The organism is Bacteroidia bacterium (assembly GCA_033391075.1).
Taxonomy (GTDB): Bacteria; Bacteroidota; Bacteroidia; order J057; family J057; genus JAWPMV01.
The window spans coordinates 6762238-6785372 of the sequence record JAWPMV010000001.1 but is presented as its reverse complement, the minus strand read 5'-3'; the positions used below and the strand labels follow the sequence as shown (position 1 = coordinate 6785372).

18 protein-coding genes are annotated in these 23135 nt (G+C 40.0%); 7 read left to right on the top strand and 11 right to left on the bottom strand.

All coding sequences use genetic code 11. From position 1 onward, the window contains the following. The first annotated feature begins 79 nt into the window (after positions 1-79). Entirely contained in the window at positions 80-1564 is a 1485-nt protein-coding gene (locus tag R8P61_27150) for a hypothetical protein (GenBank protein ID MDW3650783.1), read from the top strand. A gap of 189 nt (positions 1565-1753) precedes the next feature. On the opposite strand, the gene R8P61_27145 is transcribed toward R8P61_27150, so the two are convergent. Together R8P61_27145 and R8P61_27140 are read right to left on the bottom strand one after the other, a co-directional pair. Then, positions 1754-2752, bottom strand: a complete 999-nt coding sequence (locus R8P61_27145; GenBank protein ID MDW3650782.1) for a metallophosphoesterase — start codon at positions 2750-2752, stop codon at positions 1754-1756. Positions 2753-2802: 50 nt separating this feature from the next. Beyond that, positions 2803-3297 (bottom strand): VOC family protein, encoded by a 495-nt coding sequence (locus R8P61_27140; GenBank protein MDW3650781.1) that lies wholly within the window; start codon positions 3295-3297, stop codon positions 2803-2805. A 400-nt stretch (positions 3298-3697) separates the two neighbouring features. Here R8P61_27140 and R8P61_27135 point away from each other — a divergent pair, with 400 nt between their 5' ends. After that, entirely contained in the window at positions 3698-4855 is a 1158-nt protein-coding gene (locus R8P61_27135) for a pyridoxal phosphate-dependent aminotransferase (protein MDW3650780.1), read from the top strand. Positions 4856-4941: 86 nt separating this feature from the next. Here the strand turns inward: R8P61_27135 and R8P61_27130 are convergent, their stop codons facing one another. Both R8P61_27130 and mnmG read right to left on the bottom strand, forming a co-directional pair. Continuing rightward, entirely contained in the window at positions 4942-5862 is a 921-nt protein-coding gene (locus R8P61_27130) for a class I SAM-dependent methyltransferase (GenBank protein MDW3650779.1), read from the bottom strand. A gap of 259 nt (positions 5863-6121) precedes the next feature. After that, positions 6122-7984 carry a tRNA uridine-5-carboxymethylaminomethyl(34) synthesis enzyme MnmG gene (gene mnmG / locus R8P61_27125; protein ID MDW3650778.1) on the bottom strand — a complete coding sequence of 621 codons (1863 nt, stop codon included), beginning with the start codon at positions 7982-7984 and terminating at the stop codon, positions 6122-6124. A gap of 1115 nt (positions 7985-9099) precedes the next feature. Here mnmG and R8P61_27120 point away from each other — a divergent pair. Further along, entirely contained in the window at positions 9100-9222 is a 123-nt protein-coding gene (locus R8P61_27120; protein ID MDW3650777.1) for a hypothetical protein, read from the top strand. Positions 9223-9394: 172 nt separating this feature from the next. Here the strand turns inward: R8P61_27120 and ybeY are convergent, their stop codons facing one another. The 6 genes from ybeY to R8P61_27090 form a co-directional block, all read right to left on the bottom strand. Further along, positions 9395-9829, bottom strand: a complete 435-nt coding sequence (gene ybeY / locus R8P61_27115; GenBank protein MDW3650776.1) for an rRNA maturation RNase YbeY — start codon at positions 9827-9829, stop codon at positions 9395-9397. Positions 9830-9857: 28 nt separating this feature from the next. Continuing rightward, positions 9858-10286, bottom strand: a complete 429-nt coding sequence (locus R8P61_27110) for an ATP-binding protein (protein MDW3650775.1) — start codon at positions 10284-10286, stop codon at positions 9858-9860. Then, positions 10276-13689: a DUF4175 family protein gene (locus R8P61_27105; protein ID MDW3650774.1), complete on the bottom strand. Its 3414-nt coding sequence runs from the start codon at positions 13687-13689 to the stop codon at positions 10276-10278. Before R8P61_27105 ends, R8P61_27110 begins: the two co-directional genes overlap by 11 nt. Before the next feature lie 405 nt (positions 13690-14094). After that, positions 14095-14865: an exodeoxyribonuclease III gene (locus R8P61_27100; protein MDW3650773.1), complete on the bottom strand. Its 771-nt coding sequence runs from the start codon at positions 14863-14865 to the stop codon at positions 14095-14097. 18 nt (positions 14866-14883) lie between these two features. Continuing rightward, positions 14884-15966 carry a thiamine-phosphate kinase gene (gene thiL, locus R8P61_27095; protein MDW3650772.1) on the bottom strand — a complete coding sequence of 361 codons (1083 nt, stop codon included), beginning with the start codon at positions 15964-15966 and terminating at the stop codon, positions 14884-14886. Between the two features lie 857 nt (positions 15967-16823). Beyond that, positions 16824-17615 carry an enoyl-CoA hydratase-related protein gene (locus R8P61_27090; GenBank protein ID MDW3650771.1) on the bottom strand — a complete coding sequence of 264 codons (792 nt, stop codon included), beginning with the start codon at positions 17613-17615 and terminating at the stop codon, positions 16824-16826. Positions 17616-17759: 144 nt separating this feature from the next. On the opposite strand from R8P61_27090, the gene R8P61_27085 reads away from it, so the two are divergent. Next, a complete protein-coding gene (locus R8P61_27085; GenBank protein MDW3650770.1) occupies positions 17760-19544 on the top strand; it encodes an acyl-CoA dehydrogenase in 1785 nt (594 codons plus the stop codon). 86 nt (positions 19545-19630) lie between these two features. On the opposite strand, the gene R8P61_27080 is transcribed toward R8P61_27085, so the two are convergent. Next, the gene (locus tag R8P61_27080) at positions 19631-20041 is read right to left on the bottom strand and encodes a hypothetical protein (protein ID MDW3650769.1); all 411 of its coding nucleotides are present in this window, start codon (positions 20039-20041) and stop codon (positions 19631-19633) included. 296 nt (positions 20042-20337) lie between these two features. Between R8P61_27080 and R8P61_27075 the strand changes: the two genes are divergently transcribed. Genes R8P61_27075 through R8P61_27065 form a run of 3 tightly spaced genes read left to right on the top strand, consistent with a single transcriptional unit; the run spans position 20338 to position 23023 of the window. Further along, the gene (locus tag R8P61_27075) at positions 20338-21789 is read left to right on the top strand and encodes an RNase adapter RapZ (protein ID MDW3650768.1); all 1452 of its coding nucleotides are present in this window, start codon (positions 20338-20340) and stop codon (positions 21787-21789) included. 6 nt (positions 21790-21795) lie between these two features. Continuing rightward, a complete protein-coding gene (locus tag R8P61_27070; protein ID MDW3650767.1) occupies positions 21796-22527 on the top strand; it encodes a nucleotidyltransferase family protein in 732 nt (243 codons plus the stop codon). Positions 22528-22534: 7 nt separating this feature from the next. Then, positions 22535-23023: a hypothetical protein gene (locus R8P61_27065; GenBank protein MDW3650766.1), complete on the top strand. Its 489-nt coding sequence runs from the start codon at positions 22535-22537 to the stop codon at positions 23021-23023. Positions 23024-23135 lie beyond the last annotated feature (112 nt).

The following is a 23135-nucleotide window of genomic DNA, read 5'->3' as shown; positions in this document are numbered from 1 at the left end:
TTTGCTACGATGATACTTATTCTTCATCGCTTTTGCTATTTTCCTGTAGCTTTTTGAATCCAATCCATTATGGAAACACATGGCTAATATTATTCGGTCATATCTGGGCATACTTGCCATTTGGATCTTCCTGATGATCTTTATTTTCCTAATGCCCTGGGATCATCAAAAGCTATATCTTATTTCCACTACCCTATACTTTTGTCTATTTGCTTTATGGTCTGCATTTAGAGAAAAGCAAAGTTTCCGAACTTTAGCAGCTCCTTTTTTGGCAGGATATGGATTGTTTTCAGTATTGGCAGCTGCTATTCTTCACTTTTTGCCATTCTCCCCTATTGCTTTCTTAAATGGAAAAGAATTTTTGGCACTAGCCATGATCAGTTTCATTCTCTTGGGAATTTTTCATACTCAATGGTATGCGCCTGATACTGATAGAAAGAATTGGAATATGTTGATTATTCCTTTTTTGCTAGCAGGAATGATTGGAGTTTTGAATGATTTTCCTGTTAAGGAACAATTTCCAGGACCCTCTGGCTCTTATGCTGTCGGAACTAGCCCCTTTCATTTCATAGATTCAGATAGAAAAGAGATTCTTACAACAAAGGAGTCCGATTTTCGGGAATTGATGCTGCAATTTTCCTTTCCTATAAAAAAGCAGAGCAGATTGATTTCCTCTTTTTATCCCAACTCCAAAAGGCTAAAGACGCAATCAATCGAAAATGAATCCATGGTCGATAATGAAGAGAAATTTCCTTTGATCATTTACTCTTCCGGGGCTGGAGGAAACAGATTCTCAAATACCCAGCAAATTGAAGAATTGGTAAGTCATGGCTATTTCGTATTGGCTATAGATCATACTTTTCTAGTTGATACTCAATTTCCAGATGGCCGAAAGATTAAAGCTTTTGATTTTGATACAGACTTTTCAGATTTGAAGAAAGAGGAATTTATGAGAAAGATTTCTTTGGGAGTTCGACTTCAGGATATGCTTACCAGCCTGGAAAAAGTCAGGAAAATGAGTCAGGATTCTAGTCTTTCTTTTTACAATCGAATTGATTTTGAAAATATAGGCCTTTTTGGATGGTCCATAGGAGGTGCAGCTGTAGGAGAATTGTGTACGAATTATCCGGAGATAAGAGCAGGTGTAAATTTGGATGGATGGGATTGGATGGAATTACCTGCTAATACGCATTTTCAAACTCCTTTTATGTATGTCCAATCAGATCGAAAGGAAGTTAGCTGGAAGGAACTCCTGATAGCGGGCATTGGAAAAGAGACATTTGAAGAAAGAGAGCAAATGCAGACCAAATACGAAGATCAGCTGATGAAGCTATCGAAAACGGAGGTATACAGAATTCGCATAGACGGAAGCATGCATTCCAATTTTCGGGATCATGGATTTTTACAGCTTGGCCAATTGGGTTCAAGAGATGCGAAGGAGATTACAGAAATCAGCAATCGATATCTACTCGCCTTTTTCAACAAATACCTCAAAGGACAGACTCAAGATTTATTGGAGGAGAATTGGGGGAAAGAGGAAGAAATTGAGTTTCGGAGAAATTGAGTTTTCTATAAATACATGCCTATACGCAGCATTTAAAGCGGTTTTATCCTCATTGAGGATGATTATTATCTATTTTACTCGAAAATCAGCGAAAATGGGGACTGAGAATTAAACGAATATCTGGCTGCTGGCCTATGTATCAGTTATCAGATTCTCAGGGCCTGTTTTGAGGGGAGTTTTAGATTCCGGTCATTTCCTTTTCAATTCCCTTGATGACAAATGAGGCGTAAAGGGAAATCCATAGATTTCATCATCTAATCCAAGAGATTGAGGACTAGGCCCAATATATTTCCCCATCCTGCCTTTTATCCGGATATTTTCAGCATCTATTTCTATCAAACCAAAAATGGGATCCTGATATGGAGCCATTCTATCCATAAGGGGATAGGCATCATATACTTCTTGCGAATAGCGAGTTTTACACAAATATTTTTGCCCCAACCATTGATAACTGAGGCTATTGATGTCGATATAGTAAATGCCATTTAATTTTCGAAGGTAGTCGATGTGATTATGTCCATTGAAACAGGCCAGGACCTTCTGTTTGCCAAAACGCTCATTTTCTTCCTCAAAAATTTGTTGAACTATGCTTCTATTCTTGATTCCCCAAAGATCGTTGACCAGACTTTGGTGAGAAAAGACAATGGTAGGCTTATCCGTTTTCCGAAGGTCATCTTTCAACCATTCCAATTGCTCAGGATCCATCCAGGTTCGCAATCCGCTATCTATGTAAAAATTGGCGGTATCATAATCTGAGTATTTTCCATCCTGATTGATAAGATTGCCATCTAGCACGATAAAATGGAAGGCTCCCTGTTCAAATGAATAATAGCGAGCCGGCATCTCCCAAAAATCCAGGGTTTTTGCTTTCGAAGCCAAATCCATATCATGATTTCCCAGGACATGATAAGAAGGCTTTTCATACGAACGCCATATCTTCATGAAATTCCGATTTTTCTCTATGGGATGGCAGAAATCTCCGAGCTGAAGGATGAAATCGCTATTCGCATTAGAAGAAGATTCTATGAAGAGCTCCATTCTTTGTTCTACATCAGGCATGAGATCCTGATGCGCATCGGCCACTATCCCAAATCGGATTTTTTCCTCCTCTCCTATCCAGGAAAGATTAGCAAGACTTAGGCAAGTAGTAGTTATAGCAGTTTTTTGAAGAAAATTTCGACGATTCATGATTTTGGGCTTTGTCTATATACAAAGTGCTAATAAATCATCGTAAAAGCTCATATTTTCAATTCAGAAAGTAAACTCTGCAAATTCAGGGCCTTGGTGTACATCTGTATAGAGCCGTCGGAATTGAGTGGCCATTGATCTTTAGGTTTATCCCAATAAAGTTCTACCCCATTTCCATCCGGATCATCCAAATAGAGCGCTTCAGATACTCCATGGTCTGATGCACCTGAAAATGGATATTTATGCTCATTGAGTCTTAGGAAAATCTCCGCTAAGTCTTTTCGTGTAGGATAAAGGATAGCCGTATGAAAAAGTCCGACAGATTTTTTGGGATTGGGAGGAGCATCTTTACTAAACCAGGTATTTAGGCCGATATGGTGATGGTATCCCCCTGCAGAAATAAAAGCAGCTTGTGTTCCATATTTTGCCATCAACTCAAAGCCCAATAAGCCGCAATAAAAATCCATCGACCTATCCAGATCAGCTACTTTCAAGTGCACATGTCCTATCCGGGTCTGAGCCGGGAGAGAATAATTTTCGTTCATATTTCCCTATTAGATTCTCTCTTGTTGAACGGAGATGAAGTGAATCTGTTAGAGGAAAATGAAATTTTATCCAGAATTTAATCTTTAAACTTTTCTAGAGCTAATAATAGTCCCGGGGAAGCCTTTTTACAGAAAACAGCCTCAAAAAAACGGGCAAGTTTTTATACCAGCTTATAAATCCCTTCCCTGCCACCAAAATTCAAAAGCTAGTGCTTAGGGAGAGTATTAGTATTACATATTCATATGCTAAATCATCAATTTCACTTTCTATTCCCCCCTTTTCGGAAATCAAGGAAAAGCGAAGAACGTTCCAGCTATGAGTTCCGGGAAATAAAAATTATTATTTTCATTCAAGCCTAAGTTCAGCAATCATTTAGCTCATTTCTAACCGTCAATTTGTATGTCCGTTTCAAGATTAACTCATATCAGTAAAATTGGAGTTGAACAAATGGGAGATCTCGCCGATAGTCTCTCTGATCCTGAAGTTCTCCGTTTGGAAAATCTGGATACCGATATTCGCCCACCCGCTTCTGCCCTCGCCTACAGCAAAGAAGCCATCATGGATGATGATGCAAATAGCTATTTGCCATTTTTCGGATTGGATAGCATAAGAAAATCTGCAGCAAGATTGGTTTCTGAGACTTCCGGCAATTCTTACAATTGGAAAACTGAGTGTCTTATTTCCGCTGGAGGTCTTTCGGGAATTTTGAATGTATTACTTGCTACGCTTGAAACGAGTGATAGAGTATTGATGACAGACCCAACTTATGTTGGTTTGATCAATAGGGTAAGATTGGCAGGAGGAGTACCTGTTTTTGTTTCGCTAATTGCGAATGAGGAGGGATGGCGCCTGAATACAGCAGAATTAGAAGAAATTTCAACAGAAAATATTCGGGCGGCACTCATCATGAGTCCTTCTATGCCGAGTGGTGCAGTTTTAAAGCTGGGAGAATGGAAAGCTATTACAGATTTTGTAAAAAAGGCAGATTGCTGGCTGATTTATGATTCTGCCATGGAGCGAATTCTTTTCGATGACTTATCGGTCATTCATCCGGCTTCATTTGAGGGAATGAGGGAAAAAACCATTACCGTGGGTGCTGCTTCGAAAGAATATCGGATGATTGGATGGCGTGTGGGTTGGATTGTGGGGCCGGAGGAAATTATGGCAGATGTTGCCCGAGTGAGTATTTCCAATGTGGTTTGCCAAACGGGAATTGCGATGGGAGCAGTTGCGGTTGCAATGGAAGATGAGCAAGATGGAATCCAGGAAATGAATGAAGAATTGCAAAAGCGAAGAGATTTGATTCTTGAGGAGTTGAAAGATTTTCGCTTAATCAAACCACAGGGTGGATGGTCCCTATTTTTGGATGTATCAGTTTTGGGAATGGAAAGTACTGAAGCTTCGAAACGACTATTGGAAATAGGGAAGATTGCTGCTACTCCTATGATCAATTGGGGATCAGAACGTGCGAATAAATATGTTCGCTTTGTTTTTTCAAATGAAAGCCTGGATCGATTGGAAGGAATTGGGGAAAGGGTAAAGCGGGCTTTGCTTTGATATTTTTTTGTACTGAAATGAAAAGAAGGTAGCCGGAGGAATTAGGTTTCTCGACAGAGATCGGGATGAAACGAATTGTTTGAGTATTATTCATTTGCCTTCTGGCCTACATACAAAATAGAGCTACAGCTATCTGTTTGGAAGGAAGATTTGAGAAAGGAGCGAAGTCCTGTAATCCCTGCCGAAACCAAACGGACATTTCCATGTCTATACTTCTCACTCAGCAAACTCACATAAAATGCATCGAAAGGCATAGCCTTGATTTGCTGAAACTCGATTTGATGAAATTTGAATAATTCCTTCATCGACTGGGCACTGAAATGGTATAGGTGCCGAGGAACATCATAAGCCGCCCAATGTTCCCCATATACTTTAGCATCCAAGGATTTAAAATTGGGAACAGCTATGATAAGCAGACCTCCCGGTTTTAGAAGAGATCTGATTTTTTCGAAATACTCATGCAGCTGATGAACATGCTCGAGTACATGCCACATGGTGATTACATCATAAGTCCTATCTTCCAAATTGAATAAGTCTTCAGAAGGAGAAACCGAAATTCCCTGATTTTTTTGAGCTTGTTCCCGGGCTCCAGGATCAGGCTCCAATCCCTGCACCTTCCAACCCGCATCTTTCATTGCGCCTAAAAATTCTCCTGTTCCACAACCAATGTCTAGAATATTGCCATTCGATTTTTTAGAAAGCCGACTAATGAGTTTCCGCTTTTTCACCAAAGTATAATTTCTTACCCACTGATAGAGGGTATTGATCAGTCCTTTGTCAGTATTGGAATGAGAAATGTACTCTTCAGATTGATAGTAGGGACCGATGGTATTTTGGTCGGGAATTTCCTGGGTAAATCTCGCCTGGCAATTGTTGCAATGCCAAATAGAAAAGTTTTCCTTCGATACCGTGTAATCTTTGGCCTTCAGGACTTCCGATATTTCGGCTGACTCACATATCGGACAAGTTGAATAAGAAATACGGCTCTGAGAAAGTGAATTTGACATATTGCGAAAATTTTTATGGCCTTGCAATTTACGAGATTTGTCATTTGAAATTCAAGGTAATTTTCAGCCTGTTTTCTTGCAGGAGAATCCATTTAAAATCAGCAAAAACATACTCTATGGTATGTTTATTAATCTACTGATTATCAATATTTTAATCACTAAAGGTTGACTAAAAACGAAACTCCTATTTGCTGAGAATAAAAGCTACTGTATCAATACCCGGGAAAGCATTTTTTATGCGATTCTCAGGGTGACTTTTTTAGCGAGACATGAAAACCATGAGTACCGAAACATCTGCCGGCGAAACTCCACTGATCCGAGAGGCTTGTCCCAGGTTTTGCGGGCGCTGCGCAGCTAATTTTTCCCGAGATTCTGATGACAAACTCTGAATTTTCGAATAATCGAAATTATCAGGGATTGTAATTTTGTCTAACCTCATCATTTTCTTCGCAAGCTCCTGTTCTTTGTGAATATAGCCCTCATATTTCACCTGAATCTCTACTTGTTCCAATATATCGGAATTTTCAGTCTGTATTTTTTCCTGAAGATCAGAACTAGCGGCAATCAATCCTTCAATTTTCACTCCCGGACGTGTCAAGACCTTAATAGCCTTGACTTTTTGCTTGAGAGGAGAAGATGGGATGGATTCGAGATAAGGTTTGAGTTCATCTGGAGAAACAGAGGTCTTTTCGATCGTACTTCTCAATTCTTTGACTGATTCTCTCTTCTCAATCATCCTTTCGTATCGCTCTTCACTCGCCAATCCAATTTTATGACCAATTTCTGTCAACCTGAGGTCCGCATTGTCCTGACGGAGCAAAGTTCTGAACTCGGCTCTTGAAGTAAACATTCGATAAGGCTCTTTGGTCCCTTTGTTGACCAGGTCATCGATGAGTACACCGATGTAGGCTTCATCTCTTTGCAGAATGAGAGGATCCTCTTCCTGAACTTTTCGGGCTGCATTGATTCCAGCCATAAGGCCCTGACTTGCGGCTTCCTCGTATCCAGTAGTACCATTGATTTGGCCAGCGAAGAAAAGATTTTCAACCAATTGGGTTTCCAGACTCAGATTGAGCTGAGTCGGAGGAAAGAAATCATATTCTACTGCATATCCTGGACGGAACATACGCGCATTTTCCAGACCGGGCACAGAACGAAGGGCTTTGTATTGTACATCCTCAGGCAGAGAGGAAGAAAATCCATTGACATATACCTCGATGGTATTCCATCCTTCCGGCTCCAGGAAGAGTTGATGTCTGTCTCTATCAGCAAAACGATCAATCTTATCTTCGATAGAGGGACAATAGCGAGGGCCTAAACCACGAATTCTCCCATTGAACATGGGAGATCTGTCAAATCCTTCTTTCAAAAGCTCATGAGTTTCAGGATTTGTATAGGTGATATGACAGGGTCTTTGTTCTTTGAGTGCTTCTGTATCGGTGAAAGAGAACTTCCCTGGGATTTCATCGCCTGGCTGTTCTTCTGTTTTCTCCCAGTCAATAGACCTTCCATCGATCCTTGGCGGAGTTCCGGTCTTCATACGGCCGCTCTCAAAGCCGATCTCCTCTAACTGAGCTGTCAGCCCGACTGCGGCTCTCTCTGCGCTTCTACCGCCTCCAAACTGCCTCTCACCAATATGTATGAGACCATTGAGGAAAGTTCCATTTGTAAGCACTACTGTCTTCGCCGGGATATCCAAGCCCAATTGAGTCCTTACTCCCACTACCCTTTTTTCTTTGACGACCAGACTGGTGATCATTTCCTGCCAGAAGTCTACATTCGGAATTTGTTCCAGATGTAATCTCCAATCTTCAGCAAACCTCATGCGATCGCTTTGGGCACGGGGACTCCACATGGCTGGTCCCTTGGATCGGTTGAGCATGCGGAACTGGATCATGGTCTTATCCGTAACGATGCCGGAGTATCCTCCGAGTGCATCAATCTCTCGAACCAGTTGACCTTTGGCTACTCCACCCATTGCAGGATTGCAGGACATCTGTGCGATGGTATTCATATTCATGGTAGCAAGCATTACCCGCATTCCCATATTCGCTGCCGCGGCTGCGGCTTCACATCCGGCATGTCCAGCGCCGACTACTACTACATCATATTCAGGAAACATCTATTCCTTGGTTTATACTGTAAAATATTGGAGCACAAAATTACGAGCTTTTTTTGAAAGGGGAAGGAGAGGGACAATAAAGTGTGCTAGGGTGCTAGGGTGCTAGGGTAAACATCTTTAGATATTCGTTCGATAGCAGACTTCTCTTTTATCCCGCTATTGCAATGCATCTTTATTTGTCCCATTTCTGTCCGGATTTAATTTCACTAAATACCTTTTCCTGAAGCTTTCGATTTCACCATGAAACGATTAGTCGAGAATAATCCCGCCCGAAGCATCCTGAGCAATTCAGTGTTTTGGATTCATTCTACCTACTATAAAAACCTATACCTCTAGACCTTTGGAAGCCCTGATTTTTTATATCTGGAGGAAGTTAGCCGGAGGATTATATGTGAGGATTCGTGCTACTCAGACTCTAGCTTTCAACAAGTCGAGGATGAATAATTTGAGCTAGAATTATAGGGAAGATTTATCTATTGACTTTGCCGGTATCTACGATATATCTGGAATGAACTATAGGCAGAGAGAAGTTTAACTCTGGCTTCACAAGATCTTCCTATTGAGAATATCTTCCTATTAGGGTGTTCCCGTTAAATTTTTCTTTTCAATATTCTGGCTATTCCTTCTGCTTGTGCTCTTACTGCTCCTCCCCTTTTCAGGAAGAAAGTCAGCTTTAACTCCTATCCTTTCTTCTTATTCTGCTTCCTTTTTTCCTGGTATGTCAAAGCTTCCTATTACTATTCATTAATCCTAATGCAAGATTTCAGGCTTATTCTATCTCCTTCAAAAGGGAGCATTTCAATCTTCTTTATCGGAACCTTCTCCTTTGTATTCGATAATACTTCCATAGGATTTATTCATTGCCAGAATCACCGATGAGCTTCTTAAGCAATTCCTTACTTATAGGTTTCTTTATAACTATCCTTATCCTAAAGTGAATCGTTGATATTATCCTGTTTGATATATCTGTTTCTCTACTCCTTTTGGAAGCATGCTCAGGCTCTATCCTTCCTTCCCATGCTCCTACATCTCAATCCAATTGTTTACTAAAAGCCCTTTGCAGAGGCTTCAAGATCAAGCGATATACAAGAGGTTTTATATTCATCCTCTGTCTCATGGATGCCCATAATTTGGATATGGAAGGAGCCGAATACCTGGTCTTACTTGATGCCATAGATCGATGGAATTCTTTATCAGACCGAACATTGAGAAACAGAATGGGAGCTATGAAGGAATAGATATACAGGATACTATCAATAAAAACTGCTGATGTTCCACGTGGAACATTCTAAAGAATACAGGATACTCCATCAATAAAACGGAGGATTGTTCCACGTGGAACATCTGATTTCCGGCTATACTTTTCAGAGGTTCTTTGCCTTTATGTTCCACGTGGTACATACGAGGATATCAGAGGAATTTGCGTTGAGCAAGAGCCATATCTTCCTTTGCGCTCATCTCCTTTTTAGCGGCATCTCCATGATCATCAAAACCAATGAGATGCAAGGCACCATGAATCATCACTCTATGTAACTCATCGATAAATGGAAGTTCATAGGAATGGGCATTATCCTTTACCCGGTCTATACTGATATAAATGTCGGAGATGAGTTCCTCTACTCCTGCAGGAGCATACGGGAAGGTTAGGATATCGGTATAATAATCGTGCTGGAGGTGGGTCCTATTGAGCTCAAGGAGGTAATCATCAGAGCAGAATATATAATTGATCTGGCTTACTTTTTTGTCATAAGAGTCAATGACAAAGAGGATCCAGTCTCTAACTGAATCCTCTTTATCTAAGGTAAACTCTATTTCTTGTGAGAAGAATTCCAAGCTTTGTTCCATGCAGTAGTCCTTGAAATAAGTAGCGGAACTAGATGTTAAAACACATCTCCACTACTCTCCCTTCATCTGTAAACTTGATCTCATCAGCCAGATGCTGCATGAGGAAAACACCTCGACCTCCTATATTCTCCAGGTTTTCCGGAGCAGTAGGATCGGCCAAAGCAGCGGGATCAAATCCCTCTCCTTCATCCTTTACCCGTACCAATAATCGATACTCGTTTTTCATTTCAAAGTCCAGATAGATCTTCTTTGACTGGTCTTCTTTATTGCCGTGATAAATGGAATTGTTGATCGCCTCTGTAACGGCTACCATAACATTCCCATATACATCATCCTGGAAATTGAGCTTCTCTTTGATCTCTTCGATGGCCACTTCTATGTCATGAATTACATCAGGCCTCGTTTCCAGTTCCAGTTTTTTCAACAATGACTTTTTAGTTTCTGTGCTACTGCTCATTCGCTCCTTCAAGCTTTTTATAATATTGTTCGATCAAAATGAGGAAATCGTTAGAATATTCCAATTTATTGGACTTCAATAATTCCTGTCTGATCTTGTTCTTATACTCTTCCAGAGATAGTTCCTCCGGGCTTTTCCTGTCTTTGATCTGAGCCGTTTTCGACTCTCTCTTATCATCCAACTCCCGCTCTCTCACAGACTGCTCAGCCTGAAGCAGACGACTCAGGATATCCTGCTGTCTCTTCAGCATCTGATTAGTTAACTGTTTGTTGAGTAGTTCTGTTTCAGATTGAATCATGTCTTGCATGATCTTCTGCATATCTCCCAGCGGTTTTCCATCTTCTCCCCTCTTCATACGGTCATGGGCATCCTTTAGTTTCTTACGAATTGCCTCCTGTCTTGCAGCCATTTCTTTCAGCTTCTCACCATCCATCTCTCCACCATTTTGTTTCATCTGCTGCATCTGCTGATTCAACTTTCTTTGCTCCTGACCCATTTGCTGCATGCCGGGTTTGTCTCCAGGTTTCGGACACATGCCCTGACCCATTTGCGCATTTTTCATTTGCTCCTGCAATTGCTTCATGACATCGGATAGCATATTCGCCAGGTTATTGATGCTGGTCATGGCAGACTGCTGATGGTAGTTAACCATAGGGATCTGCTTGTTTCGGAAGAAGGTTTGAGAACGCTTCATGTTGTCCTCAATACTTTTGCTTTCATCCAATACAAACTTCTGAATCTGGAACATCTTATTGGCCAAAGACTCAAGACTGTCTTTTACCAATCCCATATCATCCTGCAATTTCTTTTGGTTCTGACTCTTATCTTTTAGAGAAGGGTCTCCGTATTTCAACTCCCTTACATCATCTCTCAAGTCCTCCTGGTCGAAAGACAGTTTCAATAAATTTTCCAATAGTTCACGAAGATTCTCAAGGTTCTGCTGATCCTGTTGCATCTGCATATTCATCTGCATCTCCGAAAGCTGCTCCTGCATTTTCTGCATTTTTTGCTTGGCCTTCTTCTGAGATTCAGAAGCATTTTGCTTCATCTGCTGAGACTGCTTCTTCATTTTTTTGGAACCGTCTTTTTGCTGTTCCGCAGATTCCTTCATTTGCTCTGCCGCTTTCTCCATTTCATCCTGAGCTTCTTCGGCATCCTTGTTAAGCTCATCCATTTTCTCTTCATCCGGAGTCTCAGTATTTTCTTTGAGATCTTCCAGCTCCTTCATGTCTTCCTTGATGCCATCCATTTGCTCCTCTAAATCTTCCTGACGCTCAGCCAAATTCTCCATTTCATCTGCTTCGTCAGACTGTTCCAACTTCTCATTTAAGAGCTCTTGTTTGGCTTCTAACTGATCCAATTTGTTTCTAATCTCATCTGCCTTCTCCTGTACCTCCAATTGCTTTAGAAGCTCTAATGTGCGCTCCAAAGACTTCTTGATATCTTCTTCATTCGACTGAAGCTGCTCTAGTTTCTCGCGAATATCCTCTGGATTGAGGTTTTCCATCTGCTCTTCGATCTGTTTTAACAAATCTTCAATCTCTGGATTATCCATCTCTTCCAAAAATTCATTCAACTCCTCATATTTTTCGAGGGTTTCTTCGGACACCATCTGATTTTCTTCCATTTTATCGATGGTCTCTTCAAATTTTTGCTGAGTCTCCTTCAGTTCTTCGAGCATTTTCTGATGCTCTTCCAACATTCTCTGTGCTTCTTTTTTATCATCGAAGGATAATTTCTTCTGCTCAAGGAGTTTTTCCTGCATTTTTTTGTATGCCTGGTTCAACTCATCTGCTTTTTCCTTCAAATTTTTCAAATCGTCCTTGACTTCGTTCTGACTTTCATTGACTTCGTCATAACGAGCATCCAGGGTTGGATAAAGAACTTTATAAGTAGCACTGGTCGTAGATTTGGCACCGGAAATTCCATCATTGTCCCAAACTTCAATATAATATTCAAGTTCGTCCCCTTCGGCCAGACCCAGACTCGTCAGATCGATTTGATAGCCCAAAGGCTGTAGCAAAGTAGTGGCATCGATATCCAAATTGTATTCTTTGAATTCTGCACTTACTTCACTGGTTCCTCCAGATTTTACAAAACGATAGAAGAGTTTCATTTTACTGAAACCAAAATCGTCTGCGATCTCGAGATCCAAAGGCATGACCGGATCAAGGTCAACTTTGAAATCATTATTGGGCTTGAAAACATAGATAGAAGGATAGCGATCATTCAGAATGTTCACTTTGTAGCGAACGGTATCTATGTTAGCAATATTTTCTACTGAATTTAGCGAAATGAAATACTCGAGGTCTTTCATCATCCGCTGACTCACTTTATATGTCTCATTATCTTTTTCTTCGAAAGCAATCTTATCTTTTCCTACAAACCAGGCTTCAGCCAAGTCTCCCTGAGGCAAAAGTTCCCAGGTTACTCTGGATCCTTTGATCACTTTGAAGTCGCCCACATTATCTGCCAATTTTTCTACTCCCAAACCTGTATAGGCTGGATATTGAACAATGGCTCTGAAATTTTTGATAGAAGGTCTCTTCAAAACTTCTACCGGATAGATTTCAGAACTCACAGCCTCATTCCCGATTCTGAAAGAGAAATCTTCTTTTACATTGCTCAGGGTATAAGTAAAAGTCTCGGCATTTTCTGCCGTCAGGTTGAAATCGATGAATTCGGAATTTTCTTCAGCATCATTTCGAATGAACACAAATAATTCAGCAGGCAATCTGTCTCCATCAACTTTTACTTCGAAAGTATAGTCCTGACCTGCAACCAAAGAAGTCGGGATATCACTGAGTTGAAGATTAAAAGGAGGAGGAGGTAAAAATTCTTTGTCATAATTGAGCATCCGCTTACTACTTTCCCCCAGGAAAGAACTATTGAAAACGAAGGTCAATAGGAACAAAAGCATCGGCACTCCAAGGTAGCCAACATATTTTCGATTCTTTTTTAAGTCAATTGCAGACTTAAGAGGAACCGGCGTAATAGTTTCTGTTTTTTTATTGATGGCCGCCTGCACCAGCGCATTGTCTTCCCGATTACTATTTTTCAGCTGCAGGAGGTTGGTCAGTTTATCATTGATATTTGGGAAATGTTGACTCACCATATCCGCGATCTGAAAATCGGAAATGGTATGGGTGAGTTTGAATAATTTGGTCAAAGGCCAAATGACCATCCATCCCAGGACCAAAAGAAAAATTCCTCCAAGTCCATAAACAATTGTAGTTCTGATACTGGAGGAGAAGCCAAAGAGTCCTTCACTCAATAATGCCACAAACAGCATGGAGCTGACCAATAAGGCGAGTAGTAAGGAACCGCGCAGGATCCTGTCTTTGTAATACTGCGAACGAAATTCCTGCAAGCGCTGGTCGAGAAGATTTTTTTCCTGGGGCATAAGCATTGTAGGTTGCTCTAAAACGGACAATGATAATTTCAAAAGAAATTAAACACAAAAAATATAAGGCTAGCTACTATTCCCTTACGAGAGAGAAAGAGTCAAGTTGGCCTTAAAAATAGTATTGTGTGAAATCCGTAGTATATAAATTTCAGAACTTGTCAGCATTTTAGCAAACGGCTCTTCCATTATTTTTGTCCTGATCGACGAAATCAAGGGAAAAATCTTTGGGAATGTATAGAAAACCCACCGTCTCAAGCCAACACTCCCTTATTCGCGAGGAATAAGGGAGTGCATTTGTAATTCAGATTTTTTTTTGAACTGGGGCTAGGAAATCAAGCCAAGTAGCCGATAAAGGCGTATTGTTTTCTTATTGAGGAAAAGAAAGCCTGTATCAGAAAGATTTTAGAGGTCGAGAATTACTTTGATTGGGCAATGGTCCGAGTGCTTAACATCTGGAAGAATGTCAGCCCCTATTATTTTATCATCCAAAGGTGATGAGACCATATGATAGTCGATTCTCCATCCTTTATTGCTATCACGAGCTCTACTTCTCAAACTCCACCAGGAATAATTGTCTCCTTCCTGATTAAACTTGCGAAATGAGTCGATAAATCCGGAATCGAGAAATTTTGTTACCCATTCTCTTTCATGCGGAAGAAATCCGGATGATTTTTTGTTTCTGACCGGATCGTGAATGTCAATCGCCTGATGGCAAATGTTATAGTCCCCGGAAATGATCAGATTGGGATAAGATTTTTTCAGTTCGGAGATATACACAAACAGATCTTCCAAAAAAGCTTCTTTTACAGCCTGTCGGGGAGATCCACTGGAACCAGAAGGGAAATAAGCGGAAATGACCGAAAAATTTTCAAAATCAGCTCGAAGCACTCGGCCTTCTTTATCATAGGCATCAATTCCACACCCATATTCGACATGTTTGGGTTCTTCTTTGGTCAAAATCCCTACCCCACTATAGCCTTTCTTCTCAGCGGAATACCAATACGCATGATATCCTTCTGGATTTCGAACTTCCTCATCCAGTTGATCAGGTTGAGCCTTACTTTCTTGCAAACAAACAATATCTGGATCCTCTTCTTTGAGCCAATCCAAAAAACCTTTCCGAGCAGCTGCCCGGATTCCATTTACATTATAAGAAATGATATTCTTTGCCATCTCAATTTTCAGATTAAATTACTGATTATCAGTAGGTTCTTGATCGATTTTTTCAGCATTATCAAAATGTTGCCAGCCTTGGGCTTCGATAGGAGCAACAGAACCATTTTCCAGGATAATATCCACCTGATTCTTGTCTTCAGTGATATGACCGATGATAGATATTTCCGGAATGGATTTTAGCTTATCAAAACTCTGCAAAGGCAATGTCATCAACAATTCATAGTCCTCTCCCCCATTCATGGCAAACATGGTCTGGCTAATTTTGAACTCTTCAGCCACAGAAACGGTTTGGTAATCAATCGGTATCTTATGTGCATAAATAGACACCCCCATTTCGCTATGCTTGTTGATGTGATGTAATTCACTAGCAAGACCATCAGAAATGTCCATCATAGAAGTTGGCTTCAAGCCACTTGATGCTAATTTTTGAATAATGTCGCCCCTGGCTTCTGGTTTCAATTGCCTACCGACGACATAATCATAATCGCTTAGATCTGGTTGACTTTCCGGAGATTTTTGAAAAACAGCTTTCTCCCTATCCAAAACCAAAAAGCCGGCATAAGCCGCACCCAAATTTCCAGTAACACAGATGAGGTCCTGCTTTTGAGCTCCTTTCCGATAAACAATATCCTCTTCTTTCGCTCGGCCCATTGCCGTAATAGAAATAAGTAATCCTTGTCGGGAACTGGAAGTATCTCCTCCGATCAATTGAACCCCATATTTTTCACAAGCTAAATTGATCCCTTCATACAATTCATCCAGGGCTTCAACAGGAAATCGATTACTGGCAGCAATAGAAACTGTAACTCCATATGGAATTGCATTCATCGCAAAAATATCACTGAGGTTTACGACTACAGATTTGTAGCCCAGATGTCTGAGTGGCATATAGGCCAAATCGAAATGAATTCCTTCGAGCAGTAAATCGGTAGAAATGACTTCGGCCATTCCATTCCCATTTTTGATCACAGCTGCATCATCTCCGATTCCCTTCAGGACATTGGGATGTTTGAACTTGGAATTTCGCGTGAGGTATTTTATCAGACCGAATTCTCCGAGATTGGAGATATCCGTCAGCGCAGATTCGTTTGATGACATAGGATGTTAAGACTTGATGCATCAAAGGTACAAATTCTTATGAATGTCTTACTTCCCTATTATTATCTTCTTCTTTTTATAAATAAATATAGTATAAGAGTTATAGCTGTGGATAAGTAGGATAACTTTTTTCATTTTTCCTTGATTCATTGAATTTCCACTTTTTCACAAGCTCTTTCCACAAATCCTCTTTAAGTAAAATTTTGTCTTCAATTAAGATTGAGTTAAGATAAAAAGTATTCCATCTGGTGGATGAGATGAAGCTAAATGCTTCATTATTAAGGATGCTGATTTTAGGGTTCTCAATTTGAAGGCAATAAAATCATGAGAGAAAAAATATTTTTCAGAAAAATTATTTAAGACTTATCTACATATCAACATATGAGTGGATAAAGTTAAAATTGAAAAATAGTCACACTTGCTCGGTTGATATCCCTGTGTAGAAAATTTTGGTAATCCACCGCCGATCGGGATAACTTTTACTTTTCCACCGAAATGTTGAAAAATAAGCCAATTGTGGAAAAGCCTTTTAAACATCATTGATGCTTACTCACATTTTCCCGGAATTTAGTGTGGAATTTTATTTGCTGATTTTCAGGCCTTTGTGACACTTATCATTTTTACTGTGGATAAGTGCATTGCCTATTGACTTTCATCGAAAATTGAGGGGGTAGGATTTTTTCACTATTCGGCCTGAGATTCTTACAAGCTGTATATAGGCTCAGGTTCCCAAAATATAAAAGAATCTCAGGCCCATTTTTTATATAAAAATGGGCCTGAGATTTGAGTGATAAAAACGAAGAAAGGTATATATACGGCTCAAATTACTCTCAGAGCCTGTTTTTGAGGGAAATTCCCTATTCTCCCTTAAAATTGGCTTTTCTTTTCTGTAAAAAGGCCGCAACCCCTTCAAAAAAGTCCTTTGATTTGAAGTTAAGTCCCTGATTATCAGCTTCTTGTTCGAGAGCGGCTTCAAGTCCTTGACTCATAGCGGCGCGGAGATTAGATTTTGTACGTTGAATAGCTAAATAGGCCCCATTTATGAGTCTATCTACAATACCATCTACATAATCATCCAGTTCTCCTGCAGCTACTACCTTATTTATAATCCCTAATTTTTCTGCCTGCTCTGCTGTAATTATTTCATGCAGAGCCATTAGTTCAAAAGCCTTATGATATCCGATTTTTTCTGGGAGAAAATATCCGCCGCCGCCATCACTGGATAAACCAATCTTCGTAAAGATCTGACTCATCTTTGCATCAGGCGAAGCGTATAACAAATCACAAGCCAGGGCAAAACTAAATCCAGCTCCTACACAATTACCTCTTACCTTAGCAATAAAAGGTTTGTCCATATTTCGTATTGCAGTAACCAGTGGATTATATGTGCTTCGTAAAAATTGGCTTACGTCAAATTCACCCCCTGAAGAAGAGGGAGCTAAATCAGCACCCGCGCAAAAATGATCTCCGGATCCTGTAATGACGATCACTCGGGAATCATCATGTTCGGATGCGAGAACTGCATCTCTAAAAAGAGTTGACATCTTCGAATTGATTGCGTTTCTCTTTTCAGGTTGATTGAAGATAATGGTCTTTACTCCATTTTCCAGGGATACAAGTAGCGGGCCTTCACTGATTATTGTAGACATAGAAAACAATTAGGATTTACAGCGGTATAATATACAGGAAAATTTGGACTTTATAATATTTTCCATTTTTTCTATCTTTGTCAAAACGCATTTCTTATAACATAATTAACAAACAAAAAATAGATGGCCAGAAAATACGTCAGTATGAAAAATTTGCGCTTCATGTTGAATGATGTGCATAATATCAATGAACTAACGGACTACCCAAAATTTGAGCACTTCGATGCTGAGTCTTTAGATATGATGTTGGATGCTGCCAAGCAGTTATCAGACAAATACCTTTTTCCTCATTATGAGGATATGGATCGGAATCCTCCTGAATTGGTAGATGGTGAAGTAAAAGTACATCACAGTGTGCGACCTATGTTGGATGCTATGGCAGAAGGGGGATGGATAGGGATGAGTGCGCCTATGGATTTGGGAGGAATGCAAAGTCCTGCGATGCTTCTGGCCGCAGTAGGATTTATTATGTCAGCAGCCAACAATGGCGCCATGTTATTTTCCGGTTTGACTTCTGCAGCTGCCAACCTTTTGGTTTCTTTTGGTACAGATGAACAGAAAGCCTACTACCTTCCTAATATGTATGGAGGAAAATGGCAGGGAACGATGGCTTTGACCGAACCACAAGCCGGAAGTTCACTTTCTGATATTACGACAGTTGCCTATCCTCAGCCAGATGGCACCTATAAAATAAAAGGACAAAAGATTTATATCTCTGCCGGCGATTATTCAGATATAGACAATGTGATTCACTTTACCCTGGCAAGAATCGAAGGAGCTCCAGCTGGAACAAAAGGGATCTCACTTTTCATTGTTCCAAAATTTAGAGAAGAAGGAGAAGGTAATTGGGTTTCTAATGATGTAACAACTGCCGGTGTTTATCACAAACTTGGGCAAAAAGGAACCCCGGCTCTTCATTTGATGTATGGAGAAAAGGATGATTGTGTAGGACATTTGCTCGGAGAAGAACATCGCGGTCTTTCCTATATGTTCCAAATGATGAATGAAGCCAGGATTTCTGTTGGACTTGGTGGTTCTGCTGTAGCATCTGCTGCCTATTATGCTTCATTGCATTATGCCAATGAGCGCCCGCAAGGTCGATACATCATGGAGCGTGATCTTTCCAAGCCTCAGGTAAATATTATTCAGCATCCCGATGTGAAGAGAATGCTTCTTTTGCAAAAGGCTATTATGGAAGGAGGATTGAGTTTGGTGATGCAAGCTGCTAAGTATGCCGATCTGGCTCATAATACCGAAGGAGAGGAAAAAGAGAAATATGAATTCTTATTGGAACTTCTTACTCCTATGGTAAAAACCTATCCCTCAGAATTTGGGGTAACTTCTATCAGTACTGCTGTTCAGGTATTTGGAGGGGGAGGATTTTGCGAAGATTTTCCAGCGGAAAATTATTATCGTGATATCAGAATTTATCCGATCTATGAAGGTACTACCGGGATTCAGTCCATGGATTTGTTGGGAAGAAAGGTAACCATGAAGCAGGGCAAAGCTTTGAGGTATTTCATGGCTGAGGTAACTCAAACCATTGAAACCGCAAAGACGCATGATGATTTGAAACCTTATGCGGATAAATTGGCTGAAGAAATGCAGAGACTTCAGGGAGTAACCATGCACCTGGTAGGATTTGCGATGAAAGGAGAAATTGATCGCTTTCTGGCTGATGCGAATTTATTTATGGAAATGGCATCTATCATTTCTGTTGCATGGCAATGGTTGATTCAGGGGATCAAGGCGAAAGAAGCCATGCTTACCCAAAATCCACAGGGAGATGATTTGAACTTCCTGGAAAGTAAGATTCATACCATGAAATTCTTCTTCCACTATGAAGTACCCAAAACACTGGGACTTGAACAAAGACTCAAAGACAATGAGGTCCTTACAATTTTTGGTGAAAAAGAATGGGTGATTTAATCAGAAGCATTTTTTGATATAAAAAGAAAAGCCTGCACCATGGTGCAGGCTTTTCATATTTGTTGGTTAATTAATATTCTTTTTGACTACTGGCCAGCGAAGTAATTTCCTTTAATTACAATCTGGTTTCTTACCTGATCGTCGGTCCAGTTTTCTTCAGGAAATCCAATGTTTCCTTTTTCACCCTCTATATCCTCTCCATTTCTTTTAGCAAGAAATACTTCTATATCCTCTACCCCATTCAATTCATCCGGATCGAATGCGAGATATACTTTTCCAAATTTGGCTTCTGTTTGATCTAAAACAGGAACCACAGACATATTATTTTGATTATCAGGATGTTGGATAACTTCGGTAGAAGTGTAAATTCCGAATCCCAGGCTGATAACAGCTAAAAATAAAGTACAGAACAATATAATTCGTCTGGATTGATTTTTTTTGGCTAACTGCGAGGTTTCATTCAGGTAGTCATCAATCGAGGTTATTTGGTGAGTCATGATGCGTTTTGCTAGAGGGTGAATAAATGTTTGTTTTCCTATGGTTTTCTTACATCATAAAAGTAGGATTAATAATCACGCAATTCTCTGAATATGAACCAATGGGCTTAAATACAACTTCAATGGTACGTCTGGACGAAAAAACGGTATAACGTCTGGTTATCTTCGCATTTGGTTATTCCAGCATATAAAGTTTTAATTGTTGAATAAATTACATAGGTATTTGATTCCTGCACAGCGTTACCAATAGCCCGATAAAAAACGTATGTTTGCAATCTTATATATAGAAACATACTTTGGACAAGGAAAAAGAACTATTGCTGAGGGAACTGTTTAAAGGATGGGCCAATGAGAAAGCCGTATCTTTCATTCCCCTTCAACCTTCCGGCTCTTATCGAGAATACTATCGAATCATAAGTGATAATCAACAGGCGATAGGTGTTTATAATGCCAATTTGAAAGAAAATACCGCCTTCCTGACATTCACTCGACACTTTTTGGAAAAAGGGGTTCCCGTCCCGAAGATCTATGCAGAAGATCTTTCTCAGCATATCTATTTATTAGAAGATCTGGGAGATACTACTTTATTTGCTCATTTGCATGAATTGAGAAATGGAGGAGATTTCCCCATGGATATTCTGCCTACTTATAAAGAAGCATTGAGTTGCCTGGCGCATATCCAGGTAGAAGCGGGAAAAGGGTTAGACTATGAAGTCTGTTATCCGCGAGCCCGGTTTGATGAACAATCTATTCAATGGGACCTGAATTATTTTAAGTATTACTTCCTGCGATTGGCCAAAATTCCTTTTGATGAGCAATTGCTGGAAAATGACTTTGAAAAATTCTACCGTTACCTGCTTCAAACCAATACTAATTATTTCTTGTATCGAGATTTTCAGGCAAGAAATATTATGCTCCACGAGGGTAAGCCCTATTTTATAGATTATCAGGGAGGGAGGAAAGGAGCACTTCAATATGATTTGGCTTCTTTGCTATACCAGGCGAAAGCAAATATTCCAGAAGAAATTCGGGAAGAATTGTTGTTGCATTATATGGATGAGGTAGAAAGTTATGTTTCTATTGATCGCGAAGAATTTAGAAAATTCTATTACGCTTATGTATTGATTCGGACCATACAAGTACTGGGAGCTTATGGATTCAGAGGTTTTTATGAAAGAAAACCACATTTTCTAGAAAGTATTCCTTTCGCAATAAAGAATTTAAAGGCTATTCTGAAGAAGATAGAATTGCCCATAGAAGTTCCGGAACTAAATAAAGCCCTCATAGCGATTACAGAATCAGAGGAGTTACAATTATTTGGTAAACCTGATCCTGCAAATCAATCGCTAACAGTTACTATAAATAGTTTTTCATATAAAAATGAAATTCCTGCAGATCCATCTGGAAATGGAGGAGGCTTTATTTTTGATTGTCGGGCGATACATAATCCCGGTCGCTATGAACCCTATAAGAAACAAACCGGAAGAGATCGGGATGTCATCGACTTCTTAAAAAAGAATAGTAAGATCGATGCTTTTCTGATGCATGTCTATACTTTGGTTGATTCTTCAGTTGAAAAATATTTATCCAGAGGATTCGATCATTTGATGGTAAACTTTGGGTGTACAGGTGGACAGCATCGTTCGGTCTTTTGTGCTGATCAATTGGCAGCACATCTGAAAAAGAAATATGATGTGAGTATAAATCTGACTCATATAGAACAGGAGAGAAAAAACTGGCAAAATTAGTTTCCTATGAAAGCCATGATATTTGCTGCGGGCCTGGGAACACGGCTTCGCCCACTCACCAATGACCGCCCCAAAGCCCTGGTAGAAGTTTTTGGAAAACCCTTATTGGAATGGGTCATTCTCAAGCTCCGTGAGAATGGGATCAGGGAAGTCGTAGTAAATGTCCATCACTTTGCTGATAAAATTGAGGCTTTCTTAGAGAGAAAAGAAAACTTCGATATTGATATTCGAATTTCTGATGAACGTGAATTTTTGTTGGAAACGGGCGGAGGATTGAAATTTGCGAAAGATCTCCTTCAAGGAAATGATCCCATCTTAATTCACAATGCTGATATCATTTCAGACCTTGATATTCAGGCTTTTATAAAATCTCATACAGAGCAAGATGCACTTGCCAGCCTGGCAGTTTCTGAACGAAATACCAGCCGGTATCTTCACTTTGATGAAACGAATCAGCTAACGGGTTGGGAAAATATAAAGACGAGTGAAGTTCGTCCAGCTCGTAATCCAATGGGAGAAATTCGGAGATTAGCTTTTAGTGGTATTCATCTGATAAATCCGGAATTTTTAGACGTAATTATTGAAGAAGGAAAGTTTTCCATTATTGAGGTCTACCTTCGTTTAGCCGCTCAAAAAAAGATCATCGGCTATCAACATGATAGCTCAAATTGGTTTGATGTTGGAAAACCCGAAAACCTCCCATTGGCCACAGCGTATTTAAAGAAAACAAATTCATAAGCAATCCATGAGATATCTGACTTATCTGCTCCTTTTCCCCCTCTTATTTATTGTTTCATGTGAAGAGAATCCACAAAATTCTGACCTTACTACACAAATTGTAGGAAGATATTCTGGAACTGTTACCCTCAAAATAGGATCTCCTGATGCTAATGATGTGGATAACCAGGAATTTTTAGTAGAAAAAATAGACGATACTTCTGTGAGACTCATTCCACAGATTTATCCGGACCAAAGCCCCATCGATAGTATGAGTTTTACGGCTAGTTTAACGATTACTCCTTTGGGTTTTATCAATTCTGAAGGAGTCATGTTGACTTTCAATAGTGAGCAATTTGCAGAAGGAAGCGTCTCAGGAACTCCCTTTTCCCTGAATAGTGTGCAACAAGATGCCCATGGCCGATATGATCAGGATATTCGCGAACTGGTTTTTGCCCTGGAAATCGTGAAAAATGGCGTCTCTGATTTTGAGTTTTTTGTGGGTACGAGGCAGTAGAGGAAAGAAATGGTCATCTCGAAGGTTGGATGAGAGAGAGAATGAGAGCTAAGAGATCGTGTATTATTTAACATTGCAAAAATACAAGATCTCTCGACTCGCTGAGTCCTAT

Coding starts and splice junctions, on each gene's coding strand:
- R8P61_27150 (MDW3650783.1), top strand. CDS start 80: ATGGCTAATATTATTCGGTCATATCTGGGCATACTTGCCATTTGGATC.
- R8P61_27145 (MDW3650782.1), bottom strand. CDS start 2,752: ATGAATCGTCGAAATTTTCTTCAAAAAACTGCTATAACTACTACTTGC.
- R8P61_27140 (MDW3650781.1), bottom strand. CDS start 3,297: ATGAACGAAAATTATTCTCTCCCGGCTCAGACCCGGATAGGACATGTG.
- R8P61_27135 (MDW3650780.1), top strand. CDS start 3,698: ATGTCCGTTTCAAGATTAACTCATATCAGTAAAATTGGAGTTGAACAA.
- R8P61_27130 (MDW3650779.1), bottom strand. CDS start 5,862: ATGTCAAATTCACTTTCTCAGAGCCGTATTTCTTATTCAACTTGTCCG.
- mnmG (MDW3650778.1), bottom strand. CDS start 7,984: ATGTTTCCTGAATATGATGTAGTAGTAGTCGGCGCTGGACATGCCGGA.
- R8P61_27120 (MDW3650777.1), top strand. CDS start 9,100: ATGGATGCCCATAATTTGGATATGGAAGGAGCCGAATACCTGGTCTTA.
- ybeY (MDW3650776.1), bottom strand. CDS start 9,829: ATGGAACAAAGCTTGGAATTCTTCTCACAAGAAATAGAGTTTACCTTA.
- R8P61_27110 (MDW3650775.1), bottom strand. CDS start 10,286: ATGAGCAGTAGCACAGAAACTAAAAAGTCATTGTTGAAAAAACTGGAA.
- R8P61_27105 (MDW3650774.1), bottom strand. CDS start 13,689: ATGCCCCAGGAAAAAAATCTTCTCGACCAGCGCTTGCAGGAATTTCGT.
- R8P61_27100 (MDW3650773.1), bottom strand. CDS start 14,865: ATGGCAAAGAATATCATTTCTTATAATGTAAATGGAATCCGGGCAGCT.
- thiL (MDW3650772.1), bottom strand. CDS start 15,966: ATGTCATCAAACGAATCTGCGCTGACGGATATCTCCAATCTCGGAGAA.
- R8P61_27090 (MDW3650771.1), bottom strand. CDS start 17,615: ATGTCTACAATAATCAGTGAAGGCCCGCTACTTGTATCCCTGGAAAAT.
- R8P61_27085 (MDW3650770.1), top strand. CDS start 17,760: ATGAAAAATTTGCGCTTCATGTTGAATGATGTGCATAATATCAATGAA.
- R8P61_27080 (MDW3650769.1), bottom strand. CDS start 20,041: ATGACTCACCAAATAACCTCGATTGATGACTACCTGAATGAAACCTCG.
- R8P61_27070 (MDW3650767.1), top strand. CDS start 21,796: ATGAAAGCCATGATATTTGCTGCGGGCCTGGGAACACGGCTTCGCCCA.
- R8P61_27065 (MDW3650766.1), top strand. CDS start 22,535: ATGAGATATCTGACTTATCTGCTCCTTTTCCCCCTCTTATTTATTGTT.